Source organism: Roseofilum sp. Guam (assembly GCF_017746735.1).
GTDB lineage: Bacteria > Cyanobacteriota > Cyanobacteriia > Cyanobacteriales > Desertifilaceae > Roseofilum > Roseofilum reptotaenium.
Map to the genome: position 1 here is coordinate 21,954 of NZ_JAGHZN010000048.1, position 15,731 is coordinate 37,684.

Genomic DNA, 15,731 nt, shown 5'->3' on the forward strand with positions numbered 1-15,731 from the left:
CTGAGCATCCCCCCTATTCCCTATCTTCTCTAAGGTAGTCCCGAAATCCGTCTGCTCTCAACGGTTTGCTGAAGTAATAGCCTTGACCGTAGTCACAACCTAAGCGTTGTAAAAACGCCTGCTGTTCGGCCGTTTCGATCCCTTCGGCGATCGATTTCAAGCCCAGTCCATGGGCCATTGCCAGAATGGTTGTCACTAGAGATACGGCTTCAGGGTCTTCAGGAATTTCCCGAATAAAAGAGCGGTCAATTTTTAAAACTTGGAACGGATAGCGCTTGAGACTACTCAAAGAAGAATATCCTGTTCCAAAATCGTCAATCGCTAATCGAATCTGATGATCGTGTAATTGGTTGATTAATTCTTTGGCATGGGGAATATCTTCCATCAGCAGCCGTTCTGTAATTTCTAATTCTAAGCAATCCGTACTAATTTGATGACGCTCGATAGTGGCTAAAATCTGCTTGATAAAATTAGATTCCCGGAATTGACGTGGGGATAAATTAACGGCCACCCAAAGGTGAGAAGGGCGTAATCCTTGCCATTTTACTACTTCTGCACAGGCTTGATCCAAAGCCCAATCACCTAAGTCTACAATTAATCCAGTTTCTTCGGCAATGGGAATAAATTGATCTGGACTCACTTGACCGAGTTCTGGGTTTGACCATCGCATCAAGGCTTCTGCTCCCACGACTAATCCAGATGTGAGTTCAATAAAAGGTTGATAGACCATATATAATTCATTCTGGGAAATCGCATGGTGCAGATGTTTTTGTACCAGGGTGCGTGTTTGTACTTGCTGATTAATTTGAGGCGTAAAAAAACGAAAAGTATTTCGTCCTTCATTTTTGGCTTCATACATAGCAGAATCAGCATGTTTCATCAGCATCGTACCATTGAGTCCATCATCGGGATATAGGGTAATGCCAATGCTAACGGAAATAAAAATTTCTTCTCCTTGAACATCAAAGGGAGTCTTAAAGGCATGTAAGATGTTATGGGCGATATTTTCGGGATCATACAGAGATGCAAGATTAGGGAGAAGAATTAAGAATTCATCACCACCTAATCGAGCTAAGGTATGACTTTTCTGGATACACAGCAGTAATCTTTGTGCTACTTCTTGAAGTAAACGATCGCCGAGTTCATGACCTAAGCTTTCATTGATTTGCTTAAAATGATCGAGATCCAAAAGTAATATAGCAACCTTATTTTCTTTCTGCTCTGCTTGAGTAATGGCCTGTTGTAGGCGATCGCGAACTAAGATGCGATTGGGTAAAGCTGTTAAGGTATCATAATTAGCATGATATTCTAACAGGGCTTCATTTTGCTTGCGTTGGGTAATATCTTCTTTGACTGCAACAAAATGGGTGATTTTCCCTTCAAGATTTTTAATAGGAGAAATTGAAGCATGTTCCCAAAACACATGACCATTCTTGCGTCTATTCTTAAATTCTCCATACCATTCTTGTCCTGATGCGATCGTCTCCCACATAATTTTATACTCTTGATCGCTAGTATGACCAGATTTCAAAACTCTTGGATTTTTACCTTGCACTTCTGCGGCAGTATAGCCGGTAATTTTTTCAAATTTCGGATTGACATATTCAATGTTTCCTTGAGCATCTGTAATGACGATAGAAGCAGGACTTTGTTCGGAAGCTTGATAGAGAATTTGTAATTTCTCTTGAGCTTGTTTGAGCCTGGTAATATCAATCAATGAAACCAGGTGTGCCATTTCCTCTTCCCAAGGTATCTCTACTGCTTTCACTTGTAGAATTACAGGAACTTGTCCCGATTTTTCTAGCACAATTTCTGTGGTTTTTCCCGATGTATCTACAACCAGGTAAGTGCCTAATAAATCTTCTTTCTTCTGGTTGAGTAAATCTTCAGCTACCGGATTTGCGAAAACGATTTTACCGTTTTGGTTTAAGATAACTAATCCATGAATATGGGTGGTAATAATATTTTTGATTCGTTGTTCACTTTGACGGAGTTGTCGATCCGCTTGATAGCGATCGCTAATATCTGTGTAAACTGCGATTATCCCGCTGAATTTACCACTGACATCCAACATGCGATTAAGTTTAACCTCAAACCATCGTTTGCCTTTCTGAGTCAATAATTCAGTTTCATAACGCTGCTCCAACTGATCGGTGTCCATAAAATTTAGCACCTGTTCATTGAGCCAAGGGAGTTCTAGTTGAATCGGGTCTAGACTATAATAAAGAGAGCCAGGAACAGTTAAGTCAGTAAAGGTACGAGCAGCCGCTGAATTTAAGTTAACGATTTTGTTCTTCCGATCGAGTAGAAATACGGGATCGCTGAGACTTTCAAATAAGGTTAAATATTTATTTTTAATATTTGCCAGATTACGATTTTCTTCTTGTAACTCTACAATAGCTTTATTGGTATTCTGACTTATCCATTCTCCACAAACCCCCAGTTCAATCTGGTCAAAAAAACGATGGATAAATAACCGATATTTCTGACATTGGTCAGGTTGAAACTCTCCGATTTCAATTAAGTCGAGATAGGATTGTCGATAATATTTAAATAATCCCAGAAATAATTCTATGGTAATTCCCCGACTGCGATGACGTTGCGCTTCGACTATGCCAAACCCACTACTGATATCTGGCATTTTCGGGAGATGGGGACTTAATTCTTGAATCCCAAAATTTTCGGCGATCGCCTGAATCAGAGGTGTGGATAGGCCACAAATCGAGACTCGCCAAGCTTCAGCTAAGGTTGAGGTATAGGCAGCATAACCTTGTTGCTTGGCATAGTGTAATATTTGATGTATCAACCACGCTTCATGACTGGCAATCAAATCAGATAGGGGTTGAAAAGGATTCTCAGAAGAGCTATACCAGTTTGCATTATTCATAGGTTATTGAAGAGAGGCTAATCTTCTCTAGCATCTACTCCATTAGTTCATGGAGGAATCTAGAGTCTTTAACCTCCAAATGACCACTTCTTGAACTATTGTAAATCTAGTCCAGTAATAACGAGTTGCTTATGTTTCACTTTGTTACAGTCAACCCATATAGACTATAGCAGGAGCCAGAAATCCCTTTTCTCAGAAAAAAGATCGCCCAATCCTATCGATCTCTTACACTAATTCAATCTGACAATCGTCTCCAATCATAAACCGTAGAGCTGTTGGACGACGAGGGGCAACATTTAAGCGAGCGCGTCTACCTACCACACTATCCACAATGCGTTGTGGGATATTTTCTAAGGTTGCTTCTCCTAAAATCACGCTGTGTTCAATATCGACTTCTGTTAAGGTTGTGCTATTAGCAATACTACTATAGGGGCCAATGAATGTATTTTCGATATGACAATTCTCCCCAATAGCAACAGGACCACGAATAGTGCTATTAATTACTGTTGTCCCTTTGCCAATTTTCACACGACCAATCACTTGACTTTGAGGATCGATCATTCCTTTAACCTCTGATTCTAAGCGGGTATCGAGAATAATGCGATTGGCTTCCAAAAGATCGTCTTTTTTCCCGGTATCTAACCACCATCCTTCGATCTGACGCGCTTCTACCTGTGTTTTGCGATCGATTAAGACTTGAATGGCATCCGTAATTTCGAGTTCACCCCGTGGCGACGGTTGGATACTGGCGATCGCCTCATGAATCGCCTCAGAAAAGAAGTAAATCCCCACCAGCGCTAGATTTGAGGGTGGGTCTTTCGGTTTTTCCACTAGCTTTAAGACTCTTCCGCGATCGTCTACTTGGGCGACCCCAAAGGCACTGGGATTAGAGACGGTACGCAGTAAAATTAGCCCATCTAAGCTGTTTTCTTTAAATTGGGTCAAAAATTGGGTTAAATCACTTTCAATAATGTTATCGCCCAAATACATAACGAATGGGTCGTTTCCTAGAAAGGACTGCGCCACCTTTACGGCATGGGCCAGACCGGCGGGTTTCTCCTGCAAAATATAGGTGATTTTTGCGCCAAACTGTTCCCCATTCCCAGTGGTTGCTTTCACCTCTTCTCCAGTTTCGGGACTAATAATAATGCCAATATCGGTGATGCCTGCGGCCACAATCCCTTCAATCCCATACCATAAAATCGGTTTATTGGCCACCGGAACCAATTGCTTTGCGCCCGTATAAGTAATGGGACGTAAGCGAGTGCCTTTACCACCAGATAAAATAAGTGCTTTCATGATTAATTTAGAGAAGAAAAAAATTCAGTCTTACAGCCCATAATAACTAGAAATTTTCTTAATTATTCTATTGAATCGTCTACTGGTTTGCTTCCAGAAGCTTGGCTTCTTCAAAATCAAGGGACATTGCTCAGGATTTTCAAGAAATCGATAGTGTAAGAAAATATCTCTATATCTGATATCAACATCTTCACCCTGAACTAATCTTGTAAATTCAGTTGATGAATAACCCATGTAATGAATTCGATGAATAGGTTTCAAACCCTCTTGGTTATACAGAACTTGATTGACGTTAACAAATGGATCTGAGTTGGCACAGTTCCCTGTTCGGTCTTTACCATCTGAACTAAGAGTAAAGTTAAATAGCGGACGCTCAGATCTAAGTGTCATATAGTTAAACAAAAATGCATCATCCCACCACCCTTGATTGTTAACCCAAGCTGCTTCACCTTGATTCGTAATTTTATCTTGTAAAGTAGCAAGCTCCTCAACTCCAAAAATACCATGCTTTGATCCCCAAAAGCTAGAACAATGAAGTCCGGGACGTATTTGTGATTCTGTAAAGAGGCCGGTCGATTCAATTAGCTGAATATTTAATGCTGTTTGTGATTGTGATTTAGCATTTTCCCAATCATCAAAAACAAAATCAAACATTTCCAACTTTTCAAAAACTGCTGTAACGGGTTTCATTGCCAAACTATCACAGTCAAAGAAAACAAATTTTTTGAAAATTCCATCAAAGGCAGCAAATTTTCGATGTAATTTTCCGCGATACCATCGAGGATGTGATTCTCTAGATTTTTGTGATTCTGGGTGAGATTCAACAAATTCACGAGCAAAGTTTTCCCATCGATTGATTGATTCTGAATTTCTAAACAAAGTTATATTTGGGCGTATATCAACCTCTTTTTGGACTTTCTCAATGTGTTGATCAAAAGGAATAACACATATTGGTATACTGGAATCAACATTAACTCTAATACTATTTAGAAGGGCAATGAGTTGATCGTATACCCTATCATTAGCAAGTGTATAAATTCCAAATGATTCCACAGTTGTACCTCGCTTATCACCGACAGAAAATTTTGGAGTCAAATAAAATAAACTTTCGTTTTAATATTACTCATGAAATCACCCCTAATTGACTAACTTGTCAGCATATTCAGCTAGCATTTTGCGTAAACTTTGCCGCCAATGGGGGGCAGGTGTTCCCAGAAGATCGGCTAGTTTTTGGCCAGAAAGCACCGAGTAAGCGGGACGTTTTGCGGGAGTCGGATATTGATCGGTGGTAATGGGAAGCACTTGTTTAATGTTTAGGGGAATTCCCAACAGTTGGGCTTCTTCAAAAATAGCGATCGCAAAATCATACCAACTGGTCACACCCGCATTTGTGTAATGATAAATACCTGCTGTTTCCGAGTTCAGCTTGGGAATCAATTGGGCGATCGCTCCGGCTAAATCCACTGTCCAGGTTGGCGAACCCACTTGATCGTACACCACGCGCAGTTCTTCCCGCTCTTTACCCAGGCGCAACATGGTTTTGACAAAGTTACCCGTCATCCCGTTTCCATACACCCACGCAGTTCTGAGGATGGCAAAAGTTGCGCCACTCTCTTGCACCACCTGTTCGCCCCGCAACTTGGATCGCCCATAGGAACTCAGAGGGTTAGTCCGATCGGTTTCCCAATAGGGTTGATTTTTACCTCCATCAAACACATAATCCGTGGAAATATGGATTAACTGAGTCCCAGAAGCGGCTGCTAAACGGGCTAATTGTCCTGGAACTTCTCCATTCACTTGCATGGCCAAATCGGCATCCTCTTCGGCTTTATCCACTGCGGTATAGGCGGCTCCATGCACCACAATATCCGGCTGCAAATCTTGCCAAAAGGATTCCACCTGGTCAAACTCCGTTAAATCGAGTTCATTGCGATCGATTCCTTTGACCTCTCCCAAGGGTTTTAACAGCGTGACCAACTCTTGGCCCAATTGCCCTTGGGCCCCGGTTACCAAAATTTTGGTCATGAATATACCTCAGCGTCTGACAATAGCTTACCAGCCTGGTCTTTAGCTGATAAAGTCGGTTCTAGCCCTTCAATTTGCCAATCAATGCCAATATCGGGATCGTTCCACAGGATGGAGCGCTCATGCTGGGGAGCATAGTAATCACTGGCTTTATACAGCACCTCTGCTATCTCCGACAGCACCACAAACCCATGGGCAAATCCAGGCGGAATCCATAACTGGCGATGATTTTGGGCACTTAACAAACAACTAACCCACTGGCCAAAATAGGGGCTGCTTTTGCGGATATCCACGGCCACATCTAAAATTTCGCCGACCGCAGCACGGACGAGTTTACCTTGGGCTTGTTGAATTTGGTAATGCAGGCCCCTTAACACTCCCTTCACGGAGCGAGAATGGTTATCTTGGACAAACTCCACAGATTGACCGGTAATTTCAGCAAAGCGTTTGTGATTATAGCTTTCAAAAAAGAATCCGCGATCGTCTCCAAAAACTTTGGGTTCTAGGATCAGAACATCGGGAATTTTTGTTGGAATACACTGCATAAGATGATTAGAGAGGCAATAGGAAATCGGCAATAGGGAAGCAAGAGGTAATCAGTTATTTTATTCCTGTTTACCTCCTCATCTTGGGGATTTAACGAACAGTTTCTAAGCTGCGGATTTTGGTGTCAAACTTATCGGTTAACAGACTTAAAATAGTCCGTTTGCGGACTTTAATATTGGCACTAATATCCATCCCGGCTTGCAAATCGAGTTGCTTATCATTAACCGTGAAATACTGTTTATCCAATTGAATGGTTGCCGGGAATGCATAGAATGGGCGCACTTGAGTCGGCTCTAGGGCATCTGAGCCAATCCAAGTCAGAGTTCCTTTAATGGTGCCAAACTCAGAAGAGGGGAAAGAGGAGACATCTAACTCCACTTGCATCCCTTCATCCACAAAGCCAATATCCTTGTTTGGGATATAAACTTCAGCAATCAAGGCATCATTAGGCACAATCGATAATAGGCGCTCTGTGGCTTGAGCAACATGTCCCGTACCCGCTTGTAAATCAAATACCACTCCACTGACGGGCGCTCGTAGTTCTTGATAACCCAGAGCCTGTTGAGCTTTGATCAGTTCTCCTTCGACTTCAGCTAACCGTTTTTTGGTCTCAATTTTAGCGCGCGCCAGTTGGGAATCGATCTCGGCAATCCGGCGTTGGTTATCGGCCACCCTAGTTAAAATATCCTTAGCAGAAATGGCGATCGCGTTGGATACGGCTTCTTGAGATTGGGCTTTTTCCACCCGCAACCGTTGTTCCTCAAGCTCGAGTTGTTCAATTTCCCCTTCTCTAGCGAGCAACTCGTCCTGATAGCGTAGCACTTCCTGTTCTTGGCGATCGTATTGGAGTTGGGACAGGGCCCCTTCTTCAACTAAGGGCCGAATGCGGCCTAGGGTTTTCTCATTAATCGCTAGGGTTTCTTGGGTTTTTTGAATTCGATTGGAGATGGCACTGACTTGGCGTTGGGTGCGGTTAATCTGTTTGTCCAACTCAGCAATTTCCAACCGAGCTGCTTCTACCCTCGATTGATACTCAGCCCGCGAAGCACTTAGGAGTCGGTCTTGGTTACTATTAAAGGCGCTACTGACCGCTTGATTTGGGTTATAGCCATCGAGTTGAGCATTAAAGTATTCGTTTTCTGCCAACAGGGTTTGGCGCAAACTGGCCAAAGAGGCTAACTCAGGAGGACCACTTTGGATATTTCCACCTGAAAGAATGCGATCGTAAATCTCTATTTCTTCTTTGAGAGTAATTTCTTGCTTGGTCAGCGATTCAATATCTGCTTGGGGAGCGGTAGGGTCAAAGGTAATTAACAGTTCTCCTTCTTGTACCACATCCCCATCTTCGATCAAGATTTCCCGCACCATGCCACTGGTGGGGGATTTCACTTCATTGACCGATCCTTCGGGTTCGAGTTGTCCTTGGGCAGGAACGGCCTGTTCTATTTCGGCGATCGCCGCCCAAGCAATTCCCGACGACGTAATCAACAGGAGCAGCCACACCAGGACTTGAGACCAAATCACCGGCCGCTCCAGCAATATCGGTTGTTCGATATAGGTTTCTGTGTATCTCGGTTGCGTTTTCATTTGAGTAATGAGTAATTAGGGAATAGGGAATAGGGAATAGGGAACAGGGAATGGGTTCTCCTCCATCTCCGTGTCACCGTGTCACCGCGTCACCGCGTCTACAACTGGGAGTCCTGTTGCTCAAACAGACAGTAATACCGTCCTTTGAGAGCCATCAGTTCAGCATGGGTTCCCTGTTCAACAACGGAACCTTGATCCATCATAATAATTACATCTGCATTCCGCACCGTCGTTAAGCGGTGCGTAATAAAGAAGACCGTTTCTCCTTTGAACGTTTGGGCCAGATTTTGGCACACTTGCCGCTCACTATCATAGTCTAGGGCAGAGGTGGCTTCGTCAAGAATCAGCAGGCGAGGTCTTTGAAGGACCGTACGGGCGATCGCGATCCGTTGCCTCTGTCCCCCCGATAAATTCGCCCCCCGCTCGCCCACAACCGTGTTATATCCTTGGGGCAAGGACATAATAAACTCGTGAGCTACCGCCACTTTCGCTGCTTCGATAATTTCCTGCTCCGTAGCATCGGGGTTCGCCAAAGCAATATTTTCTTGCACCGAACCATTAAACAACAGCGTATCTTGGAGAACCACCCCAATTTGCCGACGCAGGGAGTACAGTTCCACCTTACTCACATCTAAATGGTCTACCAAGATACGGCCAGAACCAGGTTCATATAACCGTTGCAGCAGCTTCATCAGCGTCGATTTACCGGAACCACTTTGGCCGACAATTCCCACAAACTGTCCTTGGGGAAAGTCTAAATTCACATTCATCAATTGCCAGGTATTCGCGCTGGCAAACCGGAAGGACACATCTTCATACTTCACATGGCCATGAATAGGAGGCATGGAAATATTGGAACGGTTCGCTTCATCGGCTTCTGGATTGGCATCAAGAACATCAGAGAGTCGTTCAATCGATAGTCCAGTTTCCTGGAAGCTTTGCCACAGTTGAATCAGGCGCAATAGAGGAGAGGTGGTATACCCGGCAATAATCCGAAACGCGATTAACTGTCCTAGGGTAAAGGGGTTATCAGTCGAGGCAGTGGTTAGGACCATTTGCGCCCCAAACCAGAGAATCAATAGCCCAGAGAGTTTATTCAGAAATCCACTAATGGAACCAGCAGTACTAAAGGTGAGAACGGAGCGAAACCCCGATTTAATATATTTGGCGTACCGTTCTTGCCATTGCCAGCGGGATTTTAGCTCAATATTCTGGGCTTTTACCGTTTGAATCCCAGATAGCACTTCCACCAGATAGGATTGCACGTCAGCGTAGCGTTCGGCTTTGTGGCGCAGTTGGCGGCGGACAATGGGCGAAGCAACGATGGTTACCAGGGCAAACAGGGGAACAGTAGCCAGAGCAACGAGGGAGAGCTGCCAGCTATAGACGAACATCACCGCAATGTAGACGACGGAGAAGACGGCATCGAGAACAACGGTGAGGGCTGTTCCGGTAAGAAACTGACGGATATTTTCTAATTCGTTAATCCGGCCAGCCAGTTCCCCAACCCGTCGGCGGTCAAAGTATTCTAGGGGTAGCCTGAGCAAGTGGGCAATGACTTCTGAGCCGAGTCCCAGGTCAATACGGTTGGTGGTATCGACAAAGAGATAGGTTCTCAGCAGGGTGAGAATGGCTTCAAAGATCGCTACTCCCAGAAGGAACAGCCCTAAAATATCCAGGGTCTCGATACTGCGTTGCACCAGTACTTTATCGATAATCACCTGGGTGATCAGGGGGTTCGCCAGACCAAAAAGCTGAACAAAGAATGAGGCGATGAAAACTTGTAGCAGGATACCCCGATATTTAATCAGGGCAGGAACAAACCAACTGAGGCCAAATTTTTCCCGTTGTCTGTCTGGGGGGGACTGGAGCAGCAGCACTTGTCCTTGAACTACTCCCCATTCTTCGGCAAAGTCGGCAACTCGCCTGCGGGTAATGCCTTTTTCGGGCACTGCCATGACCACTTCCCGTTCGTTGATCCGGTAGAGGATGGCGAAGCTTTGGCCCCAGGGAATCATGGCGGGGCCTTTGATACGGTTGATGGATGCGGCGGGCAGTTGTACCATTTGTGCCTGTAGTCCCATCATTTCGGCGATCGCCCCACAAACCGTTAAGGAGATTTGCCCAACACTTCGCAGTTGATTTTCTAGGACTTTGCGAATCACATCCCGACGGAAAGAGACTCTCATGAACTGGCTCAACATCTTAAAGCAGGCCATGGGGGCCTCAATTTCTCCTTTACCGCGCACAAAGGGGTAGGAGATGCGATCGTCATTGCCTTGTTCGAGTTCGGGGATCTTTTCTGGGGCGCGACTGATATCGAGTCCACTGTCTTCCTTTTCTAGGCGTTCCCTGATCGGAGTCGAAGGGACGGCTTTCGGAGATAGGGGAGATGGGGAGATGGGAGAATGGGGGGGAGGTGAGGAGGGCGCGAGGATCTCTTGCGTCTCTTGGGTTTGTTGGAATCGTTCAACGCCGAGTAATCTGGCTCCCCATCTCCCTTTAATGGGCAGTCTTTGATTGGGCTGTTCAGCTAAGGTATCGAGGGGAATATTGGAGCCAGAGGTAAAGTCTCCTACGGTTCCACTACTCACGAGCCATAGGCGTGAGGGGTTTAGGGTATTAATTAAATCCCTGACTTGCAGGTTGCCAGACGGGAGGTTAACAGCGGTGGTATTGGCGATCGCCTTAAACGTCAGTTCTTTTAAGTCGGCCGTGCCATCAGCTTGTCTTGCTAGTTCTGCACTGAGCAGTTCAAAGACTTCACTGATGGAGATTTGTTGACCAATAGCTTCTCGAAATTGCGGTTCTTGATCGATTAAGCGGAGAAAGTCTTGGGCATCTAAAGTAATACAAATAACTTCCGTGGAAGCGAGGGCTGTTTCACACCCACTCTGGCGCAACAAACTCGTCCATCCCATTACTTCTCCAGGTTCGGCACGTTTTAAGCTCACCGTGGTTTGTCGCCGTTGGTCATAGCCTAAAATTCGCACTTGACCTTGATAGAGGATTGAGACTTGAGCGGGGACTTTTTCCCGGATTAGAATCGGTTGCCCGATCGCATAGCGCAGCAGTTTACATCCAGAGGTCAGTTGCTCTAGAGTTCTGGGATTAAGCTGATCAAAGGGATGGACTTTAGCTAAAAATCCTTGGATTTGAGAAGGCGAGACAGCTTGAGTCATATCAATTAGAAATTAAAAATTAGAAATTAAAAATTGGGTTTCATCGGTTTTCTGGTTCGTCAGATGACCAGAGGGAGCGGATGGGCCCTAGTTTTTGGACTTCTTCTCGCATCCAGAGTTCAAATAATTCATCAATTAACTGTCGTCTCATCGCATCATCAAATTTGGCAGGAATGAATTTTTCCAATCGGACGATAACATACCATTCTCCTAAATTTCGGGGCGGCCAGAGTTGAGCTGGCTGGGAAATCGAGAGCAGTTTGGCCAGGATGGGGTGAGGAGTCGAGACGGAGACCGGCCCTAAAACGCCTCCCGTATGAGCTTCAGGCCCTTGGGAGTATTCGCGGGCTAGATTGGCAAAACTTTCTTCTTCTTCTTGAATCCGAAAGTAGATTTCTTGGGCTAATCCCAGGTCTTTGGTGCGAATCAGGGAATATACGACCTGATCGAGGTGAGTTTTGCGACTGAGAAAGTAGGATTCAACTTTATTGCCCCAATTGGCTTGTTTAAATTTTTCGATCAGCAGGGGACGGATGGACACTTCTTGGAATTGTTCGGCACTCATGCCTTGATTTTCCAGCCAAGCTGCTTTGTCTTCTGGGGTGGTGAACTTCAGTTGACTGTGGACGGATTTGAGGGCAGCTTCAATTTCTTCGGGGGTGCAAGAGAAATCGGCGATCGCCCGATCAATGACTAATCCGCGCACCACATGGGGCATTAATTGATAACGGGTGAGCAGTGTTAAAATTTCATTCGTTTGAATGACTCGGTTGCCGACTTGTAGAATTTCTACCATTGGTTCTCATCAATAAGCGATCGCAGTTAAATTAGATTTGGCCTGTTTCCTTATCCCCCCTCCTGTCTATGGGACAGTTTCCGCAAGCGGACATGAACAGGTTAATGGAATTGGGCGCTTCCCGTGAAGGGCAAAACCCTTTAGTTTTTTTTAATGATACAGACTTCCAAAATAGGATAGCATCCCGATCACGATTCAGCGCGAATTTGGGCAGGGGATAGGGAGATGGACGAATGAGGATACGCGGTGACGCGCCGAGATTCCCTATTCCCCATCCCCCATTTTATCCCGACGCTCTAAACTCTCCTGTGCCTTTTCCTGGCAGGTGTGTAATACTGGATCGTCGGGTTGCATCCCTAAAGCGCGATCGCACACTTCAAGAGCTTCGCGATCGCGTCCTAAATTCAACAGGGAAATCGCCTTGTTTTTCCAAGCTGCATAAAAACTCGGTTCTAGATTCAGCGCCTGTTCAAAACTTGCCAAGGCTAACTCAAAGTTGTGCAACTGAAACTGAGCCATTCCTCGGTTATACCAGGTTTGCTCATCGTTAGGGTTAACCGTTATTGTGCGATCGTAGGCCGCGATCGCCTGTTCAAATTTCTGTAACTTAAATAATAGATCTCCTTTCATAGCCCAGGCGATGGCTGATTGAGTATTTAAACTCAGTGCCCGATCCACATAAGCGATCGCCCCCCGTAAATTTCCCTGTTGCTCCTGCTCCACACTTGACTTCATCAGCGCCCTCATTTTCAATTCCTGTAATACTTCCTCTGGTTTATTCGTCTCCATACCCATCTGTTGTGCCAACTGTTGCACCATTTGGGGTCGTAATTGCAACCAATGCAATACCCCTGACAAACTATTCAAAGAGGGTAACTCTAGACGGGGTTGAGGACGTTTCTGAGGCGGTTGAAGATTCTCTTTAGGCTTCTCTTGGGGTTCAGGAGGTTTAGGAATCGGAAGTTTCTTGATTGCTGGAGGCTCTAGCACCACCGGTTTTTCTTCTACTACCGGGGGTGACTCGTCTACCTGCGGTTCTTCGATGACTTCCGGTTCTGCTTCTCTGGGGCGCTCCAAAAGAGCCAAACCAATTTCACGGGAACATTGTCCCAAAAGTCTAGGATAAACGTTTGCTAACTTGACCATCCGTTGAGCTAACTCCAGATTAGGCGAACGAGACTCTAAAACCCGTTCACCAAAGCGCTCTAACCATGCCAACCATTCTTCTTCAGTTGTGCGCTCTTGCCATTGGCTAAAAAATTGATTGATTTCTTTGAGGCTCCATCCTTGGGTACTTACCCCTTCCAGAAGCTGATTAAACAGGAATTCATAGTGAGTATAACTGAGGGGCGGTCTTTTAGGGGAATCAGCACTAGTAGCCGAAGTCCTCCGTAGCTTCTTCGAGATCTGTTGCCACCATCGAGATAAACGAGCAATCAGACTCCGCCATACTTTCCGCCAATCTACCATATGAGGAATTTGTGTGAACGACGTGTAAGCGCACCCATGTTTGCTGGTGGGTTCGCCGTTTCAACTCTAGACCAAGCTTGTTTTTCAATACAATCGGAGCGGCGGGATTTGAACTCATTTCTCCCAACCAAGCTAATGCTATCACAATAGCTAAAGGCTTTGCCAAATCTGCCTTGTAGAATCTTGAAAAGGAAATAGGCAGAAAATAGGCAGATGTCTGACAATTACACTAAACAGGCATGGTCTTTGGTGAATGAGTATTTTCACTCTAACCAAATTGACCCATCGAAGTACGTTGACCACGAATTGGTGAGAGCTTACCTCAAAGCTTGCCAGAAGAGTACCCCCAAGGGCATCTCCATTAGCAAGCAGGGAAACCGACTTTACCTCCGGTTTAAAACGGCTACCAAACCGGCTACAGCCAACAATAGTTGCAATGAGTCCTTTACTCGTGACGGCTGTATTAACGCTCTAGCGAAAGCTTTGGCAATCTCTGACAAGTTAAAAGAGACTGAAACAGAATCCGAATTCTGGGAATGGTACGAGTCAAAAATCAAGGGTAACAATGCCCTTGAGTATGACATCATTACCATCGGTCAAGCCATTGAGATTGTGAAGAACAATTACATCAATGGCTATGACAAGTGTGGTAGGGATAGGAGCAATGAAAAGTCTAGGACTAACACCTTGGCTAATTATAGTTCAACCTATGGCTCTTACCATGCTAGGCTCAATCCCAAGTTACGCCTAACTGGAGAGAATATCATCTCTGAAATTACCAGAGGTTGGTCAAATTTATTCACTATCTCTGGTAATCAAACTATTTGCTCTAAAGGCTTCAAGAATGCCTATACAGCAATCCTGAAACTGCTTAGAGACACTAAGCTGGAGACTGAATTAGCCAAGGTAGCCCAGCATTTTGGTACTCTTAGAATAGTTAGAAAGAGGGAAAAACAAGCCATTGACCTTGAAGCGTTTTTAGATTTTAGAGCTAGAGTTCTCGGTCTTGATGGATATAAATTGTCAACCAAACAATTCAAAGCTTTAGATAATCGAAAATCTTGGTTTAAGGCATTTTGCATTAACCTACTCTATGGCTTCAGAGCCTCTGAATTCAAGGCTATTCTTAACCTTGACGAGCCAATAACCAAAGATGGGGAATATTTTCCGGCATTGTCTGACCCTGACAATGAATGGCATGAAATTGTTCTTGATGATGGTTTTTGGATTACCGATACCAGTGGAAAACGCCACTATATCACAGTGAAAACTGCCAATAGAATATGCCGTCCTATGATTCACCCTGATTATCCTAATTTGATTAAATTACTGGGAATTAAAGACCCAGAGGTTAGGTTACCTGAATGCATCCCTAATGCAGGCAGTGAACCTGATGCAATCAAAGACATTTACAATAACAGGATGAGACATAAGCTCATTGATTACATTGACCAGGTTGGTGGTAAAGGATTCACCCAGACTCATGCCTTACGCCATCTGGCAAACTTCCATGGTGTTATTTCTGGGCTTACTGTTGACCAGCGTTCGGCAAGTTTGGGTCATTCTAATGCCATGAATGATGGTGTGTACAAAGGTCATCAATCAGTAAGCAATAAGAGACGACTACTCAGGCAGAATATCACCAAAGAAGCTTAAATTGCTGAACTTAAACAGAAGCTACAGCAAGCAGAAGAAACAATCTCCTCTAGGGAGGAAACCATCCTCTTCCTAAAGAAGGAAAACGCCAGGCTCAATGAACTTCTAGGAGGTAACGACAACCTTCCTAGGATTGGAAGCTAGAATAGAATCGAGAAATCGAATTCACCTCCAAGACCCCATTTAGGGGTCTTTTTATTTCTTCTTAAAAAACAGAGCAGGAGAAATATCTAATCCATTACAAATAGCAAGAAATGCACTCATATGAGGAATTCGCTCTTTT

Annotated in this window: 10 protein-coding genes; 1 reads left to right on the forward strand and 9 read right to left on the reverse strand. The window is 44.7% G+C overall.

Features of this window, described 5'->3' with window-relative positions; translation table 11 throughout:
• Positions 1-13: 13 nt before the first annotated feature.
• From J7529_RS18100 to J7529_RS18140, 9 genes are all read right to left on the reverse strand, one after another.
• Entirely contained in the window at positions 14-2,887 is a 2,874-nt protein-coding gene (locus tag J7529_RS18100) for an EAL domain-containing protein (protein ID WP_318730138.1), read from the reverse strand.
• 225 nt (positions 2,888-3,112) lie between these two features.
• On the reverse strand, positions 3,113-4,186 hold the full coding sequence (locus J7529_RS18105; RefSeq protein ID WP_318730139.1) for a glucose-1-phosphate thymidylyltransferase: 1,074 nt from the start codon (positions 4,184-4,186) through the stop codon (positions 3,113-3,115).
• Positions 4,187-4,216: 30 nt separating this feature from the next.
• Positions 4,217-5,239 (reverse strand): Npun_R2821/Npun_R2822 family protein, encoded by a 1,023-nt coding sequence (locus J7529_RS18110; protein ID WP_318730140.1) that lies wholly within the window; start codon positions 5,237-5,239, stop codon positions 4,217-4,219.
• Positions 5,240-5,323: 84 nt separating this feature from the next.
• On the reverse strand, positions 5,324-6,211 hold the full coding sequence (rfbD, locus tag J7529_RS18115; protein ID WP_318730141.1) for a dTDP-4-dehydrorhamnose reductase: 888 nt from the start codon (positions 6,209-6,211) through the stop codon (positions 5,324-5,326).
• A complete protein-coding gene (rfbC, locus tag J7529_RS18120) occupies positions 6,208-6,756 on the reverse strand; it encodes a dTDP-4-dehydrorhamnose 3,5-epimerase (RefSeq protein WP_318730142.1) in 549 nt (182 codons plus the stop codon). Before rfbC ends, rfbD begins: the two co-directional genes overlap by 4 nt.
• A 91-nt stretch (positions 6,757-6,847) precedes the next feature.
• Positions 6,848-8,344 (reverse strand): HlyD family efflux transporter periplasmic adaptor subunit, encoded by a 1,497-nt coding sequence (locus J7529_RS18125; RefSeq protein WP_318730143.1) that lies wholly within the window; start codon positions 8,342-8,344, stop codon positions 6,848-6,850.
• A gap of 98 nt (positions 8,345-8,442) precedes the next feature.
• Positions 8,443-11,526 carry a peptidase domain-containing ABC transporter gene (locus J7529_RS18130; protein WP_318730144.1) on the reverse strand — a complete coding sequence of 1,028 codons (3,084 nt, stop codon included), beginning with the start codon at positions 11,524-11,526 and terminating at the stop codon, positions 8,443-8,445.
• Positions 11,527-11,566: 40 nt separating this feature from the next.
• Positions 11,567-12,322, reverse strand: coding sequence for a peptidylprolyl isomerase (locus tag J7529_RS18135; RefSeq protein ID WP_271936041.1), 756 nt, complete (start codon positions 12,320-12,322; stop codon positions 11,567-11,569).
• Positions 12,323-12,586: 264 nt separating this feature from the next.
• The gene (locus tag J7529_RS18140) at positions 12,587-13,792 is read right to left on the reverse strand and encodes a tetratricopeptide repeat protein (protein WP_318730145.1); all 1,206 of its coding nucleotides are present in this window, start codon (positions 13,790-13,792) and stop codon (positions 12,587-12,589) included.
• 213 nt (positions 13,793-14,005) lie between these two features.
• Here J7529_RS18140 and J7529_RS18145 point away from each other — a divergent pair, with 213 nt between their 5' ends.
• Complete coding sequence (locus tag J7529_RS18145; protein WP_318730146.1) at positions 14,006-15,448, forward strand: hypothetical protein; 1,443 nt, start codon at positions 14,006-14,008, stop codon at positions 15,446-15,448.
• The last annotated feature ends 283 nt before the right edge of the window (positions 15,449-15,731 follow it).